General features: G+C 65.8%; 17 protein-coding genes. All 17 read right to left on the reverse strand.

Annotated features, from left to right (window positions below):
* Window positions 1-39: 39 nt before the first annotated feature.
* Window positions 40-876, reverse strand: coding sequence for a M23 family metallopeptidase (locus CH289_RS24640; protein ID WP_020110317.1), 837 nt, complete (start codon window positions 874-876; stop codon window positions 40-42).
* A gap of 199 nt (window positions 877-1075) precedes the next feature.
* Entirely contained in the window at window positions 1076-3643 is a 2568-nt protein-coding gene (locus CH289_RS24645) for a [protein-PII] uridylyltransferase (RefSeq protein ID WP_026347642.1), read from the reverse strand.
* The gene (locus CH289_RS24650; RefSeq protein WP_019664269.1) at window positions 3633-3971 is read right to left on the reverse strand and encodes a P-II family nitrogen regulator; all 339 of its coding nucleotides are present in this window, start codon (window positions 3969-3971) and stop codon (window positions 3633-3635) included. Before CH289_RS24650 ends, CH289_RS24645 begins: the two co-directional genes overlap by 11 nt.
* A gap of 78 nt (window positions 3972-4049) precedes the next feature.
* Entirely contained in the window at window positions 4050-5309 is a 1260-nt protein-coding gene (locus CH289_RS24655; RefSeq protein ID WP_170947592.1) for an ammonium transporter, read from the reverse strand.
* Window positions 5310-5580: 271 nt separating this feature from the next.
* Entirely contained in the window at window positions 5581-6942 is a 1362-nt protein-coding gene (ftsY, locus tag CH289_RS24660) for a signal recognition particle-docking protein FtsY (RefSeq protein ID WP_094728801.1), read from the reverse strand.
* A 61-nt stretch (window positions 6943-7003) separates the two neighbouring features.
* Window positions 7004-10648 carry a chromosome segregation protein SMC gene (gene smc / locus CH289_RS24665; protein WP_094620651.1) on the reverse strand — a complete coding sequence of 1215 codons (3645 nt, stop codon included), beginning with the start codon at window positions 10646-10648 and terminating at the stop codon, window positions 7004-7006.
* An 80-nt stretch (window positions 10649-10728) separates the two neighbouring features.
* Window positions 10729-11004: an acylphosphatase gene (locus tag CH289_RS24670; protein ID WP_019664273.1), complete on the reverse strand. Its 276-nt coding sequence runs from the start codon at window positions 11002-11004 to the stop codon at window positions 10729-10731.
* On the reverse strand, window positions 11001-11915 hold the full coding sequence (locus tag CH289_RS24675) for an SMP-30/gluconolactonase/LRE family protein (protein ID WP_019664274.1): 915 nt from the start codon (window positions 11913-11915) through the stop codon (window positions 11001-11003). Before CH289_RS24675 ends, CH289_RS24670 begins: the two co-directional genes overlap by 4 nt.
* Window position 11916: 1 nt before the next feature.
* Window positions 11917-12345: an OsmC family protein gene (locus tag CH289_RS24680; RefSeq protein ID WP_019664275.1), complete on the reverse strand. Its 429-nt coding sequence runs from the start codon at window positions 12343-12345 to the stop codon at window positions 11917-11919.
* Window positions 12346-12364: 19 nt separating this feature from the next.
* The gene (gene mutM, locus CH289_RS24685; protein WP_094728803.1) at window positions 12365-13237 is read right to left on the reverse strand and encodes a bifunctional DNA-formamidopyrimidine glycosylase/DNA-(apurinic or apyrimidinic site) lyase; all 873 of its coding nucleotides are present in this window, start codon (window positions 13235-13237) and stop codon (window positions 12365-12367) included.
* A complete protein-coding gene (rnc, locus tag CH289_RS24690) occupies window positions 13230-14015 on the reverse strand; it encodes a ribonuclease III (protein ID WP_019664277.1) in 786 nt (261 codons plus the stop codon). The genes mutM and rnc overlap by 8 nt, the downstream gene beginning before the upstream one ends.
* A 23-nt stretch (window positions 14016-14038) precedes the next feature.
* On the reverse strand, window positions 14039-14221 hold the full coding sequence (gene rpmF / locus CH289_RS24695) for a 50S ribosomal protein L32 (protein WP_080733022.1): 183 nt from the start codon (window positions 14219-14221) through the stop codon (window positions 14039-14041).
* Window positions 14222-14866: a YceD family protein gene (locus CH289_RS24700; protein ID WP_179276873.1), complete on the reverse strand. Its 645-nt coding sequence runs from the start codon at window positions 14864-14866 to the stop codon at window positions 14222-14224.
* A 126-nt stretch (window positions 14867-14992) separates the two neighbouring features.
* Window positions 14993-15760, reverse strand: a complete 768-nt coding sequence (locus CH289_RS24705) for a DivIVA domain-containing protein (RefSeq protein WP_019664279.1) — start codon at window positions 15758-15760, stop codon at window positions 14993-14995.
* Between the two features lie 151 nt (window positions 15761-15911).
* On the reverse strand, window positions 15912-16400 hold the full coding sequence (coaD, locus tag CH289_RS24710; protein ID WP_026347645.1) for a pantetheine-phosphate adenylyltransferase: 489 nt from the start codon (window positions 16398-16400) through the stop codon (window positions 15912-15914).
* Complete coding sequence (gene rsmD, locus CH289_RS24715; RefSeq protein WP_179276869.1) at window positions 16397-16981, reverse strand: 16S rRNA (guanine(966)-N(2))-methyltransferase RsmD; 585 nt, start codon at window positions 16979-16981, stop codon at window positions 16397-16399. The genes coaD and rsmD overlap by 4 nt, the downstream gene beginning before the upstream one ends.
* Before the next feature lie 31 nt (window positions 16982-17012).
* A complete protein-coding gene (locus CH289_RS24720) occupies window positions 17013-20411 on the reverse strand; it encodes a pyruvate carboxylase (protein ID WP_033189931.1) in 3399 nt (1132 codons plus the stop codon).
* Window positions 20412-20521: the final 110 nt, after the last annotated feature.

Raw genomic sequence — 20521 nt, forward strand, 5'->3', positions numbered from 1 at the left:
AGCGCCCGCGGCGGTGAGGCGTGGACAGCGCGTGCTCGGTCAAGCGTTGCGCGCGGTGTCGTTCCACGTGACGGACACTCCCCGCGTGGCCAGCCAGACGGACGGATCGGTCTTGATCCCGGATGCGTCGTGCACCTCGAAGTGAAGGTGCGGGCCGGTGGACTGGCCGCGATTTCCGACCGTCGCGATCTGCTGACCTGCGGCGACCTGCTGCCCTTCGGCGACCTCGTAGGTGTCCACGTGGCCGTAGACCGTCTCGGTCCCGTCGGCGTGCAGCACTTTGACCCACAGACCGAAACCGGACGCAGGTCCCGCGGCCGTCACCACTCCGTCGGCGGCTGCGAGTACCGGCGTGCCGATCGGGGCAGCGATGTCGATCCCGCCGTGGTGCGTACCCCAGCGCTGACCGAACGTGGAGGTCAACACTCCGGACACCGGCTGCACTGCTTTGTCCTTGAGAGGTGCAAGCCCCTGCAGCAGATCCTGCGCCGCGGCACCGACATCGGGAAGACCCAGTGCGGGCAGATCAGAGGTGTCCGGGATCTCGACACCCGGCGGCAACTGGAAGCCCTCCGGAATCAGGTTCTCCGGCAATTGAACTCCGGCGGGCAACTCGAAGCCCGCGGGAAGCAGATTCTGCGGAATCCCGAAGGCTTGACTCGCCGCGGGGGCGTCGGGCAGCGGAGCCGGAGCCGCCGTGGCGGTCCCGGTTCCCAGTTGCGCCGCACCGGCGACGATCGCACCTGTTGCGGCGACGATGGTCGCCGTCTTGATTCCCGAATCCTTCGAATCGTCCTGAGCTCTGTGACGCCCGCGTGGTGTCGTCGAATCTGTCGTGGTCGGAACATAAATGTTCGACCGCCGGTGGGCTCCCACAGTCAGTACCTCATCAGTCGTCGGCGAGGCATGGAAAAACGCCCCGAGCAGGGCTGTTTCGCATGCATTGCGCTCTCGTTCACAAGTTGTTCCTGTGGCGAGAAACGTAACAAAACGATCTCGCCCGCAGACACCGTAACCGAATCTTTATGAAAACTCACAAGCGCAGTCGGAACGGCGCGTCGATCGGTACGCCGGGTCAGGTTCCTTCCGGCTTTTCCGGAGGTTTCGGTGGTTCCGGAGCGGGGACCACCGCGAGCAGCGCTCGCTCGATGTCCTCCCTCGTCGCCCGCGTGTCGGTTCCCGACAGATCGATGCAGAACGCATCGACGACGGACGTACCGAGCGTGGCCACCCGCGCCCATCTCACGTCCGCGCCCAGCTTCTCCAACGCAGTCGCAAGACGGCACAGCAGCCCGAGCCTGTCCTCGGCTCTGAGCTCGAGCACCACCTGCCCCGAGTCCGACCCGTCGAACCACAGCACCCGCGGAGGCGCTTGCGCGTACACGACAGGAACTGCCGAGTCGTCCTCCGGCTCGGTCGACTCCCCGGCCCGATCGTCCAGCGGAATCGGCTGAGCGTCCCGTTCCTTGGCATCGAGCAACGCGATCAGGTCCAGTTCACCCGCCTGGGCACGAATGATCTCCTGACGCAGCAGCCCAGCTTGAGGCGGCGTCCCGAACAGCGGCGCGACGGCGAACGAATTGACCGCCGAACCGTCGTGACTGCCCAGCGACGCCGACAGCACGCGCAGCGAGTGCAGCGCGAGCACACCGGCAGCGTCGGACAGCAGACCCGGTGTGTCCGGAGCGACGACGGTCACGACATAGGTGTGCATACCGTCGGTCGGCTGCAGATCGACGTGTACGCCGCCCTTCTCCGCCAGAGCGATGTGCGCGGGATCGAGCGGGTCGGGCGTCGGCAGGCTTTCGCCCGCCATCACCATGCGGCATCGGCGCACGAGTTCCCGGATCAACGACGCCTTCCAGTCACCCCATACTCCGGGCCCGGTCGCGAGGGAATCGGCTTCGGCGAGTGCATGCAGCAGTTCCAGCAGAACCGTGTCCGCACCGAGAGTGTTCACGACGGTCTCCACCGTCGCCGGGTCGTCGAGGTCGCGGCGGGTCGCGGTCTCCGGAAGGAGAAGGTGATAGCGAACCATTGCACTGAGCAATGCGACGTCCGACGGCCACAGCCCCAGCCTGTTTCCGATCTGCGTGGCGAGTTCCGCGCCGACCACACTGTGGTCTCCCCCGCGTCCCTTTCCGATGTCGTGGATCAAAGCGCCGAGCACCAGAAGATCCGGGCGAGCCACCCGTGTCGTCAGAGCACTTGCGTACGCGGCGGTCTCGACGAGGTGCCGATCCACCGTCCAGGTGTGCACGGCGTCGCGGGGCGGAAGATCCCGCACCGCACCCCATTCGGGAATCAACCGACCCCACAACCCTGTTCGGTCAAGCGCCTCGATCGCGGCAATGGCGCGACGTCCGGAACCGAGCAGAACGAGCAAGTCGTTGAACGCTTCCTTCGGCCACGGCTCGCGCAGTTCGGGGGCGCTGTCGGACAATCGATTGAGCGTCGACGCCGACATCGGCATCCCCGTCTGCGCCGACGCGGCGGCCACTCGCGTGATCAGTCCGGGATCCTTCCCCGGACGTGCATCGCGCGCGAGCACCACTTCACCTGCATGCTCGACGACTCCCTCGTCCAGCGGGCGACGGACCGGTGCGCGGCGCAGCCGCGAGAGCCCGCGTCGTGGAAGGGAGTTCCCCGCAGTACGCAAACCCACGTCCACGGAATAGCTGATGGTTCGGGCCGAGTCGCTGAGAACGCGCGCGAGATCGAATCGATCGCCGATACGCAACGCGGCACCGATCTCGTCGGCGTCCTGTGCCCGCAGTTGATCGCGCGCTCGACCGGCGACACGGTGAAGTTCGGTGCGGACATCGAGAAGTCGACCGTGCGCGAAGGCCAGTCCGCCGCCGGGAGACGACGGGCCGAGACCGGGCATACCGTCGGTCAGTTGCGCGATGGCGAGGGCGTCGAGGAGCTGGACGTCGCGGAGCCCGCCCCGGCCACTCTTGAGATCAGGTTCGGCGCGGTGGGCGATTTCACCGCTTCTGGACCACCGCGAGGAGGTCTGGGTGATGAGTTCGTCGAAGCGCGACCGAATTCCGGTACGCCACTCCCTACGTACCCCGCCGATCAGCAAATTGCTCAGTTCCACGTCACCGGCGATGTGACGAGCTTCGAGCATCCCGAGCGCCGCGGTCATGTCCGTCGCGGCGACCTGCAGTGCCTGCGGCACCGTCCGCACGCTGTGGTCGAGCTTGATGTGCGCGTCCCACAACGGATACCAGAGTTTGTCGGCGACCTCGGCGACGATCTCGGGGCTCATGTCGTCGTGCAGCAGAATCAGGTCGAGATCGGAGTACGGAAGCAGTTCGCGCCGCGCGAGGCCACCGACAGCCACGATCGCGAATCCCGAATCGGGTTTGATTCCCAGCTCGGATCCCTTGGTGGTGAGCCAGAACTCGTGTAGATCGACGAGGGCTTGCCGCAGCGAGGGCGCATCGAGTCGACGGTTGCGTGCCCCGCCGTCGAGCAGCTGTTTCCTGGCGCGCGCGAGGTCGGCGGCCGCGCCGGACCTGTCGTTCGACGCCGAGCCCTTCGGTGTGGAGCCCTTCGAGACCGACGGCCCCGATCCCCCGGCGTGAGCCGAGGAATCGAGGCCGCCTGTCCGAGACCCGTGTGGGTCAGAGCGCATCGGCGCCACGTTCTCCGGTACGCACTCGGATGACCGAGTCGACCGGCGAGACCCATACCTTGCCGTCGCCGATCTTGCCGGTGCGAGCGGCTTCGACGATGACCTCGACGACCTTCTCGACCGCCGCGTCGTCGACGACGACCTCGACGCGCACCTTCGGAACGAAGTCCACGGAGTACTCGGCGCCGCGGTAGACCTCGGTGTGGCCCTTCTGGCGCCCGTATCCCTGAACTTCACTGACCGTCATGCCAAGCACGCCGGCCTGTTCGAGGCCCGTCTTGACGTCCTCCAGCGTGAACGGTTTGACGATTGCCGTGATCAGCTTCATTGTTCTGCTTCCCTTCACAAGCTCTTGATGTGCCCGGTTGCATGCGGAGCGAGGGTTCTCGCTCTTATCTCTACCTTGTCAGGCGAAGTCGTACGCGGTCTCGGCGTGTTCTGCCTCGTCGATTCCGTTGGCTTCTTCCTCGTCGGACACACGCCACCCGAGCGGCTTGAGAGCAAAGGCGATGACCGCGGTGACGATGGCGGTGAAGATGAGTGCGAACAGCGCGATCACGATCTGCACGACGAGCTGCTTGTAGTCACCACCGTAGAACAGGCCGGTCTCGGAACCGAGGAAGCCGATCGCGATGGTGCCCCAGAGGCCGGCGACGAGGTGCACGCCGACGACGTCGAGCGAGTCGTCGTAACCGAACTTGAACTTCAGGCCGACAGCAAGTGCGGAGAGGACACCTGCGATGACGCCGAGGATCATCGAGCCGACAGGCGTGAGTGCTCCCGCGGCGGGGGTGATGGCCACGAGGCCTGCGACGATGCCCGACGCGGCACCGAGGCTGGTGGCGTGTCCGTCGCGGATGCGCTCGGTGATGAGCCAGCCTGCGATGGCGGCCGCGGTGGCGGCAGTGGTGTTGACCCAGGCGAGTCCGGCTGCGCCGTCGGCAGCGAAGGCGGAACCGGCGTTGAAGCCGAACCAACCGAACCACAGGAGTGCCGCACCGAGCATGACGAACGGGAGGTTGTGCGGCCGGAAGGCGATCTTGCCGAAGCCGATGCGCTTGCCGATGATGAGGGCCAGGACGAGGCCTGCGATGCCGGCGTTGATGTGAACGACCGTGCCTCCGGCGAAGTCGATCGGCGCGACCGAGGCAACCAGTCCGCCTTCTCCGTCGTCGGTGGTGCCGAAGATCTTCGCGGCGAGCCCGTCCTCGGAGCCCGAGAGCAGTCCGCCACCCCACACCATGTGTGCGAGCGGGAAGTACGCGAGGGTGACCCAGATACCTGCGAACGCGAGCCACGTTCCGTACTTGACGCGGCCTGCGATGGAGCCGGAGATCAGGGCGACGGTGATGATCGCGAAGGTGACCTGGAATGCAACATCGATGATGTTGGCGTATCCCCACGCTCCGGCGATGAAGTTACCGTCGGCGTCGGTGATGGAATCCTTGAGACCGAAGAACTCGAAGGGGTTGGCGAACAGGCCGCCGATGTCCTCGGTTCCGTACGACATCGACCATCCCCACAGGAAGTAGATGATCGCGACGACGGTCATCGACCCGAACGACATCATCATCATGTTCAGGACGGATTTCTGCTGCGACATTCCGCCGTAGAAGAACGCCAGGCCCGGCGTCATCAGCAGCACCAGTGATGCTGCGATCAGCATCCAAGCGGCGTTGCCGGAGTTGGCCAATACATCCTCGGGACTCACGTACACCCTCCATTTCTCCTGCGCTACCGGTCGGTGCGCCGTCAAGAACAAAGAGTGGTTTTAAGAAGTTTCATCGATGACACTCTGGTGTTTCGCTCATGTGAACGCATCGGCGAAATCTGTTGCCAATACGTTTCGTCCAGGCCATTCGTATTTTTCGCAATCCCGCGCTCACCCGATTTCGGACGGCGTGAGCCCTCACGCGGTCCGAAATCAGGGGGCGGAATCAGCCGAGCAACGCGTCGACGAATGCCTCCGGCTCGAAGGGCGCGAGATCGTCCGCACCCTCGCCGAGACCGACGAGTTTCACTGGCACACCGAGCTCACGTTGCACCTGGAAGACGATGCCGCCCTTCGCCGTACCGTCGAGCTTGGTGAGCGCGACGCCGGTGATGTTCACCACTTCTGCGAACACCCGGGCCTGGGTCAACCCGTTCTGGCCGACGGTGGCGTCGAGCACGAGGAGCACGTCGTCGACCCGCGCGCGCTTCTCGATCACGCGCTTCACCTTGCCGAGCTCGTCCATCAACCCGGACTTGGTGTGCAACCGACCCGCCGTGTCGACCACGACGACGTCCACGCCCTGCTCGATACCCTTGGTCACGGCATCGAACGCGACTGCGGCCGGATCAGCGCCTTCCTTGCCCCGCACGACGTCGGCACCGACTCGCTCGGCCCAAGTCTGCAACTGGTCCGCAGCGGCAGCACGGAACGTGTCCGCCGCGCCGAGCAGAACTCGACGACCGTCCGCCACCAGCACGCGCGCAAGCTTGCCCGTCGTGGTCGTCTTACCGGTGCCGTTCACTCCGACCACCAACAGAACCGCAGGGGTTCCTTCGTGTGGCAGGGCCTTGATGGAGCGATCGAGCTCGGGGCGCAGCTGAGACACCAGAATCTCCTTCAGCAACGCCCGCGCGTCGGCCTCGGTTCTGATGCTCCTCGCTGCCATCTGCTGCCGCAGTGCCGTCATGATTTCCTGCGTCGTGGTCGATCCGAGGTCCGCGATCAGCAGCGTGTCCTCGACCTCTTCCCACGAGTCCTCGTCCAGGTCTCCACCGCCGAGCAGGCCCAACAGGCTCTTGCCCACGGCGGACTGCGACCGTGACAACCGGCCGCGAAGTCGATCGAGCCGCCCGTCGGTGGGCGCGATGTCGTCGAGGACTCGGCCGGCCGGCTCGGGCTCCGGTGTCGGCTGGGGCTCCGGTGTCGGCTCGGGCTCCGGTGTCGGCTGGGGCTCCGGTGCCGGCTCGGGCTCCGGTGTCGGCTGGGTCTCCGGTGCCGGCTCAGGCTCGGGAGTCGGCTCCGGCGTCGGCAGTGGCTCGGGTGACGGCTCGACGACTGGTTCGGGCCTGACGACGGGCTCGGGTCTGACGACGGGCTCGGGCTCGGCGGTTGCGGTGCCCTGGCTGAAGGAGAATCCACCGCCCGCCTTGTACCCACCGGAACGGTCTTTCTGCTCCTCGATCGTCGGGGTGTCGGACGACTTCAACGAGACACGGCGCCGACGGGACAGCACCAGCCCGGTGACGAGTGCGACGACAAGGACGGCCAGAACGGCCGCGAGGATGATCCACGCTTGGCTACTCACGTGTCCATCTTGTCAGGGCGGCGGGCTCTTCGAGTGCGCGGGCGTGCGCTGCGCCACTCCGTCAGGGGGTGGGCGCGGCCGCTGTTTCCTCGTCCGGCGCGGTCACGCTGCCGATCGTCTCCACACGGTCGCGGTTGAGCCGCTGCGAAATGACGGTCGTGATGCCGTCGCCCCGCATCGACACTCCGTAGAGAGCGTCGGCCACCTCCATCGTCGGCTTCTGGTGGGTGATCACGATCAGCTGAGACTTCTCCCGCAGTTGTTCGAACAAGCCGATCAAGCGCCGAAGGTTGGTGTCGTCGAGTGCGGCCTCCACCTCGTCCATGACGTAGAACGGGGACGGTCGGGCACGGAAGATCGCCACCAGCATGGCCACGGCAGTCAGGGACTTCTCGCCACCCGAGAGCAGCGACAACCTCTTGACCTTCTTGCCAGGCGGACGTGCCTCGACCTCAATTCCGGTCGTGAGCATGTCTCCGGGCTCGGTCAGGATCAAACGTCCCTCGCCTCCCGGAAACAGCTTTGCAAAGACCTGCGTGAACTCCCGCTCGACGTCGAGCCAGGCATCGGTGAAGACCTGCAGGATGCGCTCGTCGACGTCCGCGACGACGTCCAGCAGATCCTTCCGAGCCGATTTCACGTCCTCCAACTGGGTGGACAGGAAGTTGTAGCGCTCCTCCAGTGCGGCGAACTCCTCCAGTGCGAGGGGGTTCACCTTGCCGAGAGTCGCCAGGTCACGTTCGGCTCGCTTCGCTCGCTTCTCCTGAGTGAGGCGGTCGAACCGCATCGGGGCCGGTGCGACCACTTGCTCACCGCGTTCCTTCGCGGCTTCGTACTCGGACATCTCCAGCTCGGTCGGCGCGAGCGCGACATCGGGTCCGTACTCGGCGACCAGATCGTCCAGGCCGATTCCGTGCTGCTCGAGAATCGTCGACTCCAGCTGTTCGATGCGAAGCGCCGCCTGCGCACGCGCCACCTCGTCACGGTGAACGGCGTCCGTGATGGACGCCAACTGGCCCTGCAGTGCACGGACCTGTTCTTTGACGCGTTCGAGTTCTGCCGTGGTGTTGGCGCGCTGTTCGGCCAGTTCGTCCCGGCGGGCTGCGGCGGCTGAGACGACATCGGCGAGTCGGGTCGCCACCCGCTCCCCTGCCGTGGCAACCGATTCCGCGACGGCAGCGGCGTGACGTCGAGCGATCATCTCCCGTTCCGCACGGGCCCGAGTCTCGCGCTCGGCCCGCGCCGCGCGACGCAAGGAATCGGCCTTTCCGCGTAGTGACTGAGCTCGTTCCTCGGCGGTGCGTACGTTCAGCCGTGCCTCCACCTCGACCGATCGCACCTCGGCCAGCGCTGCAGCTGCTGCCTCGCGCGCGTAGGTGGAGTCCTCCGAGTCGGGAGCGTCGGACGATTCCGACTGCTCGTCCTCGGCAAGACGGAGACGTTCCTCGAGCTCGGCGAGTGCCTGCAGCGCGTCCTCGCGACCGCTCTCGGCCTTGGCTCGCTGATCGGACAACCGCGCGGACTCCGCGTGCGCCGATCTCGCCAGCTGGCCCAACCGGCCGAGTTGTTCGTAGACCGCGGACATCGCCGCGTCGGATTCGTTCAACGCCGCCAGTGCCTGCTCGGCGGACTCACGCCGATCGGACTGCTCTGCCAGTGCACCCGACAGCGCTGCTTCCAGTTCGGCGGATCGACGTTCCGCTGCGGCGAGTTCGACGGTCGACGTGTCGATCGCTGCCTGCACTTCCAGCGTGCTCGGTCTGCGGTCGGATCCGCCCGACACCCAGCCGGAGTCGATGTAATCGCCCGCAGTGGTCACGGCGCGGACACCGGACACGGTGCCCATGACCGACTGCGCGTCGTCGAACGACGAGACGATCACGACGTCCCCGAGCAGCGACTGCATGGCCGACGCCAGCGGCTCGGGGTAGTCGACCACGTCCAGTGCCCACCGCGCACCGTCGGGCAGGACCCCCGGCTTCGGGCGCTCGGCCGAACCCGATTCGAAGACCAGCACGGCGCGACCGCCGTCGGCTTCGTGCAATGCACGGACCGCGTCGCGAGCGACCTCGTACGAGTCGGCGAACACTGCGTCGGCGGCGGGCCCCATCGCCACGGCGACGGCCACGTCGAACCCGTCTTCGACGGTGATGCGCTCGGCCAGTAGCCCTGCAACGCCGGCCTGGCCGCGAGAGGTGAGCCAGCCCGCGCCGTCCTTGCGCTCGAGCCCCATGGTCAGAGCTTCGATGCGAGCCTGGTACGACGCCACTTTCTTGCCTGCGACACGGTCCTCGTTCTGCAATTCCGTGACACGAGCGTCTGCGCTGCGCAGCGCGGCGACGGCGCGCTCGTAGTGCGTGTCGAGGCTCAGCTCACTCGCGTCGAGACCGGAGATCTGGTCCTGGACGCTTTCGAATTCTTCCTGTGCCCGGTCACCTCGTTCGCGTGCCTCGTCGATCGCGACGGAGAGCCGGGCGACTTCGGCGTCGATGGATTCCGCCTTCGTTCGGAAAGTGTCGACCTGGCCCGACAACCGCGCGAACCCCTCACGACGGTCGGCGACGGCACGAACGGCCGCCATGTGTGCTCGTTCGGCCTCCGCGGCGGCGGACTCGCGCTCGGCCAGTTGATCGCGTGCCACTTCGAGATTTTCACGAGCGATCTCGACGGCCTCAACGAGCTCGAGCTCCTCCTCCGCCACGCGGTCGGCCTGTTGCTCGAGTTCGTCGGGATCCTGACCGCGGCCTCCTGACGGAGCCGAGTCGAGATGGCGGGCGCGCTCCTTCGCGATCCTGATGGTCGCGTTGACGCGCTCGGACAGCGCAGACAGCTGAAACCAGGTCTGCCCGGCAGCCTCGGCGCTCGGCGTGAGTCTCGCTACCGACTGTTCCAGTTCACCGAGCGCGACGTTGCCTGCTTCCAGGGTGTCCTGGACGGCTGCGTACTGTTCCCGCGCGGCGGCTTCGTCCTGCGTCTGGTTGGCGAATTCCTCACGGCGGGCGACCAGATCGTCCGCCGCGAGCCGCAGCCGCGCGTCGCGCAGGTCGGCTTGCACGGTCTGGGCTCGTCGGGCGACCTCGGCTTGTCTGCCGAGCGGTTTGAGCTGACGCCGCAGCTCGGCCGTCAGGTCCGTCAACCGCGCGAGGTTGGCCTGCATGGCATCGAGTTTGCGTACGGCCTTTTCCTTGCGCTTTCGATGCTTGAGGACACCAGCGGCTTCCTCGATGAACGCACGTCGGTCCTCGGGACGCGATTCCAGGATCGCCGCCAGACGACCCTGTCCGACGATAACGTGCATTTCACGTCCGATACCCGAGTCGCTCAGCAGCTCCTGTACGTCCATGAGGCGGCACGAGTTGCCGTTGATCTCGTACTCACCGGCACCGTCGCGGAACATGCGCCGCGTGATGGAGACCTCGGTGTAGTCGATGGGAAGTGCGCCGTCGGAATTGTCGATGGTCAACGTCACCTCGGCACGACCGAGCGGTGCGCGCCCGGATGTGCCGGCGAAGATGACGTCTTCCATCTTTCCGCCGCGTAGTGCTTTGGCGCCCTGCTCGCCCATGACCCAGGTCAACGCGTCGACGACGTTGGACTTACCCGACCCGTTGGGTCCGACCACGCAGGTGATTCCCGGTTCGAATCGAAGAGTCGTCGCCGAAGCGAAGGACTTGAAGCCCTTCAGCGTCAGACTCTTGAGATGCATGGCGTTTGACAGTACCGGGTCGCACCGACGCGCGGGCACACGCACATCGCGTCACACGCGCGTCGGATCACCCCGGCGCGTCAGCGTTCGACGAAACCGATGATTCCGCCCCGGGGCGGGTCCCAGCTCTCGACGACGAGCGAGACCGACCCGGGCGTCGCGCCGCCGCGGAGAAGTGCCAGCAAGCTCTCCAGCCGGTCTCTCGGGCCTTCCGCGACCACCAGGACGCGGCCGTCGGACTGGTTGGTCGCCGATCCGATCAATCCCAGCTCGAGTGCGCGAGATCGCGTCCACCATCGAAATCCGACGCCTTGCACGTGTCCATGTACCCAAGCCGTCAATCGCTGGTCCGTCACGGCGTCAGCTTTCGCACGGATCCGTCGAAGCTCGTTGCGTACAAAGAATTGTCGTCCCAGCCCGGTCCACCGAACTCCACCGAGGACGTGAGCGGCACACCTGTGCCGACCACGCACGACGAACCCGTGGCGGGATCGACACGCAGAACGCGTCCGGCGAGATTCTGAGCCAGGTAGATCATGCCGTCGGGCCCGACGGTCATGTCGTCCGATGCAGTGAACGGACCGAACCCGTCGACGGGCAAGATTCTCGCCGGGCCGGCTGGATCGTCGACGTCGAGTGCGGTGATGCGCAACGACGGTTCGAACGTGTCGGCCACGTACAGCGCGTCTGCGTCCACCGCGATGCCGTTGGCGGTGCCGAGGTCGGTGCGGACGACCGACGGCACGTGCGGTGAGGCCGACGGAACGACGGTCAGACCTGTCGTGAGTCCGAGGTTGCGCGTGGTGAACAAAGTTCCGTCGTCCGTCCGTGCGAGACCGTTGGGCATCACGAGACCGGCGGCGTACGTGGAACGGACCCCCGACGACAGGTCCAGCATGTCCACGGTGCCGTCCGGCGTGTCGAAAAGACCTGCTGCGGTGCCGTTTCCGGTAGTGAAGTACAGCACCGAGCCATCGACGACCAATCCCCCGGGCGACGTCACGTCGTCCACGGCGACGGACCTGAGGCCGTCCTGCGAGAGCGCCTGGATCCGCCCGGGACCGAGAGGGGACGTCTCGGACAGGTACATCGTGCCGTTCTCGCCGAACGCGAGGTTCTCGAGCATGCCGTAGCCGGTGGCCACGGTACTGACCGACCACTCCGTGCACGCAGGCGCTGCGCTCGCGGCGGGAGCGGTCACCAGCAGTCCTGCGGCCAGCGTGCCTGCTACTACCGCAGCCCCGACCGTCGTGTCAGGCGTCCACACGTCAGTGGTCGATCTCGATGGCGAGACCGACCGTGGTGCCGGCCTTCAGGGTGCGACCGACGGTGCACACCCTGTCGATTGCGCGTTCGACGACGGTCAGGAGGCGTTGCTGAGCCTCCGGATCCAGTTCGCTCAGGTCGACCTTCAGGATCTCGTTCAGCTCCGGATACAGCTCGTTCTCGCGGTCGGCGGCACCGGATACTTCGACGGTGGCGTCGTAATTGTCGCCCAGTCTGCGGGACAGCGGCAGATCCGAGCTCATTCCGGTGCAGGCCGCGAGTGCAATTTTGAGCAGTTCGCCGGGCGTGAACACGCCGTCGACCGACTCCGATCCGATCAGAACCTCGGCACCGCGTGAACTCTTGCCGGTGTATCGGCGGGTTCCGGTGCGTTCGACCCAGAGTGAAGTAGGAGTGCTCGTCTCAGCCATGAGAGCCGATTGTAGGGGCCTAGCTCACCAGTCGGGTCGTGCGCGGTCGAGGTTGGCACTTGGGGCAGCTGTACGAGCTGCGGTTCATGAACTTCTCACGACGGATGGGGCTTCCGCACCGTGAGCACGGCAAGCCTTCCTGCCCGTACGCGTCGAGGGAGCGATCGAAGTATCCCGATTCGCCGTTGACGTTCACGTACAGGGCGTCGAACGACGTTCCGCCCTGCGCCAACGCTTCGCCCATCACGGCGTGCGCTGCAGTCAACAACCGACGCAACGCCGGCCTGCTCAAGGTCTCGGCGATTCGGTTTCCGTGAATCTTGGCCCGCCACAATGCTTCGTCCGCGTAGATGTTTCCGACACCGGACAGAACGGTCTGATCGAGGAGCGCTCGCTTGATCTCGGTGTGTTTGCCTCGCAGGACGTTCACGACCGACTCCGCGTCGAACAGCGGATCGACCGGATCCCGGGCGATGTGCGCGACCGGTTCGGGAACGATGGTCCCGTCGACATCCGTCAGTGGTGCAATTGCCCAACCCCCGAACGTGCGCTGGTCGACGAAACAGAGATCTGCCCCGTTGTCCAGGCGTGCGCGGATGCGAAGGTGCTTCTCGTCCGGCACCGTCGGTGGCTGTACGAGCATCTGACCGCTCATTCCGAGGTGCACGACGACGGCGATGTCGCATGGTTCGAGAGGAAGCCACAGATACTTGCCACGACGCTCGACGGCCGCGATGCGACGTCCGCGCAGCTGTCCGACGAAATCCCGTGACCCGGGGAGGTGCCTGCGAATCGCGCGTGGGTGCAGCACGTCGACCGATTCGATCGTGGAGCCGACCACGTGCGCGGCCAATCCGAGTCGGACTACCTCGACCTCGGGAAGCTCAGGCATTCACGTCGGGGTCGGTGTCGGTGTCGACGGACAGTGCATTCCAGGCAGTGCTGGCCGCCTTCTGCTCCGCTTCTTTCTTGTTGCGGCCGACACCGACACCGAGTGCACGGCCACCGACCAGAACGGTGGCGGTGAATTCCTTGTCGTGATCGGGGCCGGTCGACGAGATCTCGTACGCAGGTACCCCGAGCGACTGTTCTGCCGTCAGCTCCTGCAGGCTCGTCTTCCAGTCGAGTCCGGCACCCAGTCGCGGTGCCCGCTCGAGCAACTCCGCGAAGAGTCGGAGAACGACTTCCCGCGCGGTGTCGATACCGTGCTGAAGGTGAATAGCACCCAGTAGCGATTCCATGCCGTCGGCCAGAATGCTCGCCTTGTCTCGGCCGCCGGTCTGCTCCTCGCCCTTGCCGAGCAGGAGGTGTGCGCCGAGACCGCCGTCGCCGAGGCCGCGCGCGACCTCGGCGAGTGCATGCATGTTGACCACGCTCGCTCGGATCTTCGCGAGCTCACCTTCGGACTTCGCCGGGTGAGCCAGGTACAGCCGCTCGGTGATGGTCAGGCCGAGGACGGAATCTCCGAGGAATTCGAGTCGTTCGTTTGTGGGCAGACCTCCCCGCTCGTACGCATACGAACGGTGTGTCAGTGCCAAGGTGAGGAGTGATTCCTCCAGAACAACGCCGAGAGCGGCGAGGAGTGACCCTCGGTCGTCCTCGCCGCTACCGGCTGTTGCACTCTTCTTCGTAGCTGAGCTACGTACAGCTGGGCTGCTTTTGTCGATCACAGCGCGTCCGATCCCGAGAAAGATCAGACTGCTGCTGCGACCTGGCGGCCCTTGTAGGTGCCGCAGGACGGGCACGCAATGTGGGGCAGGGTCTTCTCGCCGCAACCACGGTTGGGGCAGGTGACGAGGGTAGGCGCAGTGGTCTTCCACTGTGCACGACGCGACCTCGTGTTGGAACGCGACATCTTGCGCTTCGGGACAGCCACTTACTTCTCCTCGACTTCGTTGTTCACAAGTTCTGTGCTCGGTTCTGAATCCACGCCAAATTTGGCTGCAAGACCAGCCCAGCGAGGATCAAGTATGTCATGACTGTGGCCGGATTCCGCAATCGCCAGGCGAACGCCGCATTCGGGGCACAATCCCTCGCAGTCCTCGCGGCAGACGGGGTGCAGCGGAAGCTCCAGCCCGACGGAATCCACGATGACCGGTTCGAGGTCGATCCGATCGTCGAGAACGCGGTGAATCTCGTCCTCGTCGGTCGTTTCTTCCGTGACGCTGTCCGGATAGGCGAACAGCTCGGTGAGGTACAGATCCACCGAACCGGTGACCGGCTCCAGACAGCGGGTGCATTCGCCCGCAGTGTCGGCGCGGACGGTGCCGGTCACCAGCACGCCCTCGGACACTGCTTCGAGCCTCAGATCGAGTTCGACGGGAGTACCGGCTTCGATTGCGATTGCATCGAGTCCGATTCGGGTCGGCGCGGCCACCGTGCGCTGGATCTCCTTCATCGACCCCGGCCGACGGCCGAGGTTGTCGATATCCAGAGCGAAACCCGAGCCCGCGGAGGAACTGGGGGTACTGCGACGGGTAGACACAACGATTCTTTCTTCTCGAAAACATGGGAACGACATCACGACAAGTCGTCACCTACTACCGTCGAGACGGGAGCGGGCAACCACTCAACGATACGCACGCACGCATATGTGGGCAAACTCGGGGGCGATCACGCCCCGACCGAAGTCCGATTCAGGCCCGATTCAGCGGCGTGGTCGACGAAAGTCGTCCGCCGTATCGGATCCGTAATCGGGGACCCCGGATCCGGTACGCAGTTGCTGACGACCGCGCCCGACGGATCGGATGGTGCCGGTGAGGAACTCCTCGAATTCCGCCAGCTTCGTGTCGACGTACACGTCGCATTCGCTGCGCATGCGGTCGGACTCGGCGTGGGCGCTGTCTATCACCCGTGCGGACTCGGCGTGCGCAGCCTGCACCACCTCTGTCTGTGCGACGAGTCGTGCCTGCTCCTCGGTCCCGTCGGCGACGGACCGATCGTAGGAGGCCTGGCCGGCCTCGATCATGCGATCAGCCTCCGACCGTGCCCTGCTCGTGAGGGCGTCGTATTCCTGCTGTCCCTGCTCGACGGTACGTTCGGCAGAGTCGGTGGCGTCGTCGACGAGCTGTTCCGCGTGCGCCTTCGCTTCGGCGACCATGCGATCGGCCTGAGCTTTGGCGTCGGCGAGAATGCGGTCGGCAGAGTCGCGAGCATTCTCGACCGTGTCCTGCGCCTCGTTGTTCGCGGACGTGACGGTCTTCTCCGCCGTCGCCCGCGCGTCGCCGACCAACTTGTCCTTGTGGTCGAGAACATCCTGGGCGTCGTCGAGTTCTCCGGGAATGGAGTCGCGAACGTCGTCGAGAAGTTCCAGCACATCGCCACGAGGTACGACGCAGCCGGCAGTCATGGGAACTCCGCGCGCCTCCTCGACGATGGCAACGAGTTCGTCGAGTGCCTCGAATACGCGGTACACCGCCCACCCCAATCGTCTAGGTACTTCTAGGTACTGGCCGTGGTCGGTCCAGTGACTGCCAGTTTGCCTGGTGATCGCCACGTCTGCGAAACACCGACGTCGGTGTGTCGCTCGATGTGGGCGGCGCGGCCGCACGTGGCGGCCGCCGTGCTCACTCGGCCGCGCGCTCCGCGATCCTGGCCAGCAATCGTGTGTGCACGTGCTCGGGCACCATGTCCGCGACGTCACCGCCGAACGTCGCCACCTCCTTGACCAACGAGCTCGACAAGAAGCTGTACGTCGGGTTGGCCGGGATGAACAGCGTGTCGACACCCGAGAGCTTCTGGTTCATCTGAGCCATCTGCAGTTCGTAGTCGAAATCGTTCGCTCCGCGCAGTCCTTTCACGATCGCGGTGTACCCCTGCTCCTTGGCGTAGTCCACCAGCAATCCGTACCACGACGCGATCCGTACGTTGTCCAGATGCGCTGTCGCTTCGGCGATCATCTCGATGCGCTCGTCCACCGTGAAGAGTCCACGCTTGCTCTTGTTGATCATCACGGTCACCACGATCTCGTCGAACTGCGCTGCAGCTCTTGTGATGACGTCGAGGTGACCGTTGGTCACCGGGTCGAAGGATCCAGGGCACACCGCTCCAGTCATGGCTGCACGCTATCACCGGCGGGTTCGTCGTCCGTGGTGGCGATCTCGATGCGCGTCTCGCCGTATTTCTTGACCTTCGCCGGCAGCAACCCAGGGGGCCACACGGTTTCGGCCGAGCGACTCGATCGCTCGAGGACGACGACGGCGTCGTGTGCCAGCCATCCTCCCTCCACGAGGGCTTCGAGCATGTGTCCGACGGCGGCGTCGGTCACCGCGTAGGGCGGGTCGGCCAGCACCAGATCGAACGCGGTGTCCGCCGACCCTGCCAACACCGACGCGACCGGCGCACAGCGGACCGATGCCCCGGCGATTCCCACCGCTGCGGCGTTCTCACGGGCCACTGCCGCGGCACGCGCGTCGGACTCGACCAGCACCACTTTGTCGGCCCCGCGGGAGAGCGCTTCGAGTCCGAGCGCTCCGGATCCGGCGAACAGGTCGAGCACCGAGGCGCCCTCGAGATCCATTCGGGCACCCAGTGAACTGAACACCGCCTCGCGCACTCGCTCCGATGTGGGGCGAGTGCCGCGAGGCGGCACCTTCAGCTTCCGGCCTCCCGCGATGCCTGCGACGATCCGAGTCATCCACGGGAGTTTACTCATCCGGCGTTCACGGCTAGTCCGCCGAATCACCGCCGATGACGATGAGTAGGTCGCCGCCTTCGACCTGCTGGACACCACCGATCGCGAGCCGCGAGACGACACCGGCCTTGGGAGCGGTGATCGCCGCTTCCATCTTCATGGCCTCGATCGTGGCGACGACGTCGCCTGCTGAAACGTTGTCGCCCTCGGACACCGACAGCGTCACCACTCCGGCGAACGGTGCGGGCACGTGACCCGAGTTGGCTTTGTCCGCCTTCTCGACCGACGGAACGTCCGAGCTGATCGAGCGGTCGCGGACCGACACGGGCCGCAACTGTCCGTTCAGAATGCACATCACCGTGCGCATTCCGCGCTCGTCGGCGTCGGATATCGCTTCGAGACCGATGAGCAGCTCCACGCCCTTCTCGAGCTTGACTCGGTGCTCCTCGCCCTGGCGCAGACCGTAGAAGAACTGATTGGCGGACAATCTGGAAGTGTCGCCGTACTTCTCGCGGTGCGCAGCAAGCTCGGCGGTCGGACCGGGAAACAGCAAGCGGTTGAGCGTGTCTCGGCGCTGCGCCGAGGTTCCGTCCAACGCCTTCTCGTCCTCGGCCGAGACGGGGGTTTCCTCCTTGGGCTCCGACCGTCCCTCCAATGCCTTGGTCCGCAAGGGCTCCGGCCAACCACCGGCAGGTGTGCCGAGCTCGCCGCGCAGGAAGCCGACGACCGAGTCGGGGACGTCGTACTTGCGCGGATTCTCCGCGAACTCCTCCGCCGAAGCGCCCGCGCCGACCAGAGCGAGCGCCAGGTCGCCGACGACCTTCGACGACGGGGTGACCTTGACCAGACGGCCCAGCATCCGGTCCGCCGCAGCGTAATTCGCCTCGACGGTCTCGAACCGGTCGCCGAGACCCAGCGCGATCGCCTGCTGACGGAGGTTGGACAGCTGGCCTCCTGGGATCTCGTGGGTGTACACACGGCCGGTGGGCGCCGGGAGTCCGGACTCGAACGGCGCGTAGACCTTTCGCAGCGCTTCCCAGTAGGGTTCGAGATCGCACACTGCTTGCAGATCGAGGCCGGTGTCGTACTCGGAATGTGCCGCGGCAGCGACGATCGCGGACAGCGCGGGCTGACTCGTCGTACCTGCCATCGCGGCGCTGGCACCGTCGACCGCGTCGGCTCCTGCTTCCCACGCCGCGAGATACGTCGCCAGCTGACCACCAGGGGTGTCGTGCGTGTGCACGTGCACCGGCAGATCGAAGTTGGACCGCAGCGCCGTCACCAGAGTCTTCGCTGCCGGGGCTCGCAGCAGACCAGCCATGTCCTTGATGGCGAGCACGTGCGCACCGGCGTCGACGATCTGCTCCGCGAGCTTCAGGTAGTAGTCCAGCGTGTAGAGCGACTCGTTCGGATTCGACAGATCACCGGTGTAGCTCAGCGCCACTTCCGCTACGGCCGTTCCGGTTTCACGGACGGCGTCGATGGCGGGACGCATCTGATCGACGTTGTTGAGCGCATCGAAGATCCGGAAGATGTCGATACCGGTGTCGGTGGCCTCGGCCACGAACGAACGCGTCACCTTCTCCGGGTACGGGGTGTACCCGACGGTGTTCCGCCCGCGTAGCAACATCTGCAGCGCGATGTTCGGTACCGCTTCGCGCAGCGCTGCGAGCCGCTCCCACGGATCCTCGTGCAGGAACCGCAGCGCCACATCGTATGTCGCTCCGCCCCACGCCTCGATGGACAGCAGTTCCGGGGTGGTGCGTGCCACGTAGGGCGCCACCATCAACAGACCCGACGTGCGCACGCGAGTGGCGAGCAGCGACTGGTGCGCGTCACGGAACGTCGTGTCGGTGACGCCGACGGCCTTGCGGTTACGCAGGTCCCGGGCGAAGCCCTCGGGTCCGAGCTCGAGGAGACGCTGGCGGCTGCCGTCGGGAATCGGTGCCGAGAAATCGACCTCGGGCAGCTTGTCCTGGGGGTAGACCGTGGAGGGCCGCTCTCCGTGCGGCTTGTTGACCGTCACGTCGGCGAGGTACGTCAGGATCTTGGTACCGCGGTCACCGGATGTGCGGGCGGTCAACAGCTCCGGGCGTTCCTCGATGAACGAGGTCGTCACCCGTCCGGCCGTGAAGTCCGGGTCGACGAGCACGGCCTGCAGGAACGGGATGTTGGTCGCGACGCCGCGGATACGGAATTCGGCGACGGCCCGACGCGCACGCGCGACGGCAGTGTCGAAATCGCGTCCTCGACAGGTGAGCTTGACGAGCATCGAGTCGAAGTAGGCACCTACCTCGGCACCGAGGGTGGTGCCGCCGTCCAAGCGAACACCCGCGCCGCCCGGTGTGCGGTAGGCGGTGATGCGGCCGGTGTCGGGGCGGAATCCGTTGGCTGGGTCTTCGGTGGTGATGCGGCACTGCAGCGCGGCGCCGCGCAACGCGATGTTGTCCTGGCTCAGGCCCAGATCGGCCAGGGTCTCCCCCGACGCGATTCGGAGCTGGGACTGTACGAGGTCGACGTCGGTCACTTCTTCGGTGACCGTGTGCTCGACCTGGATTCGCGGGTTCATCTCGATGAAGACGTGGTTACCGCGGGTGTCGAGCAGGAACTCCACCGTTCCCGCGCAGGAGTACCCGATCTCTTTCGCGAAGGCGACGGCATCCGCGCAGATCTTCTCTCGAACACCGTCGGGCAGGTTGGGCGCGGGAGCGAGCTCGATGACTTTCTGGTGACGACGCTGCAGGCTGCAGTCGCGCTCGAAGAGGTGGACCACGTTGCCCTGGCCGTCGGCGAGGATTTGCACCTCGATGTGGCGCGGATCGATGACGGCCTGCTCGAGGAAGACAGTGGGGTCGCCGAAGGCGGATTCGGCCTCACGAGCAGCGGCCTCGATCGACTCACGCAACTGAGCAGGCTCGGCGACGCGGCGCATTCCGCGGCCACCACCACCGGCGACTGCCTTGACGAACACCGGAAACGTCATCGATTCCGACGCCGCGACCAACTCGTCGACGTCGCTCGACGGCTCCGACGACGCCAGCACCGGCAGGCCTGCACGTTTGGCGGCCGCGATGGCCCGTGCCTTGTTGCCCGTCAGCTCCAGCACCTCGGACGACGGACCGACGAACGTGATGCCCGCCTCGGCACATGCGGCCGCCAGATCCGGATTCTCCGAGAGAAAGCCGTAGCCGGGGTACACCGCGTCGGCGCCGGAGCGTTTGGCGGCAGCGACGATTTCGTCGACGGACAGGTACGCGCGAACGGGGTGACCCTTCTCGCCTATCTCGTATGCCTCGTCGGCCTTCGTCCGATGAACCGAGTTACGGTCCTCGAACGGGAAGACGGCCACGGTAGCGGCACCCAACTCGTACGACGCGCGGAACGCACGGATGGCGATCTCACCGCGATTGGCAACCAACACTTTGGAGAACATTGGCCAAACCTACCGCCGAAGATCACCGCCGATGGGCAACCCGTCTCGAAATGTGGGATGAAAAGCCCAACTGCAGCATCTGAAACGGTGCAGTCCCGAAAATGCCGGAG

This window comes from Rhodococcus sp. RS1C4, assembly GCF_002258225.1.
GTDB classification, from domain to species: Bacteria; Actinomycetota; Actinomycetes; order Mycobacteriales; family Mycobacteriaceae; genus Rhodococcoides; species Rhodococcoides fascians_E.

What these genes read in the sequence shown, in the direction of transcription:
- CH289_RS24645 (WP_026347642.1), bottom strand. Translation starts at nt 3,643, where the DNA reads ATGCGCTCTGACCCACACGGGTCTCGGACAGGCGGCCTCGATTCCTCG.
- CH289_RS24650 (WP_019664269.1), bottom strand. Translation starts at nt 3,971, where the DNA reads ATGAAGCTGATCACGGCAATCGTCAAACCGTTCACGCTGGAGGACGTC.
- CH289_RS24655 (WP_170947592.1), bottom strand. Translation starts at nt 5,309, where the DNA reads ATGCTGATCGCAGCATCACTGGTGCTGCTGATGACGCCGGGCCTGGCG.
- smc (WP_094620651.1), bottom strand. Translation starts at nt 10,648, where the DNA reads ATGCATCTCAAGAGTCTGACGCTGAAGGGCTTCAAGTCCTTCGCTTCG.
- CH289_RS24680 (WP_019664275.1), bottom strand. Translation starts at nt 12,345, where the DNA reads ATGGCTGAGACGAGCACTCCTACTTCACTCTGGGTCGAACGCACCGGA.
- mutM (WP_094728803.1), bottom strand. Translation starts at nt 13,237, where the DNA reads ATGCCTGAGCTTCCCGAGGTCGAGGTAGTCCGACTCGGATTGGCCGCG.
- CH289_RS24700 (WP_179276873.1), bottom strand. Translation starts at nt 14,866, where the DNA reads ATGTCGTTCCCATGTTTTCGAGAAGAAAGAATCGTTGTGTCTACCCGT.
- coaD (WP_026347645.1), bottom strand. Translation starts at nt 16,400, where the DNA reads ATGACTGGAGCGGTGTGCCCTGGATCCTTCGACCCGGTGACCAACGGT.
- rsmD (WP_179276869.1), bottom strand. Translation starts at nt 16,981, where the DNA reads ATGACTCGGATCGTCGCAGGCATCGCGGGAGGCCGGAAGCTGAAGGTG.
- CH289_RS24720 (WP_033189931.1), bottom strand. Translation starts at nt 20,411, where the DNA reads ATGTTCTCCAAAGTGTTGGTTGCCAATCGCGGTGAGATCGCCATCCGT.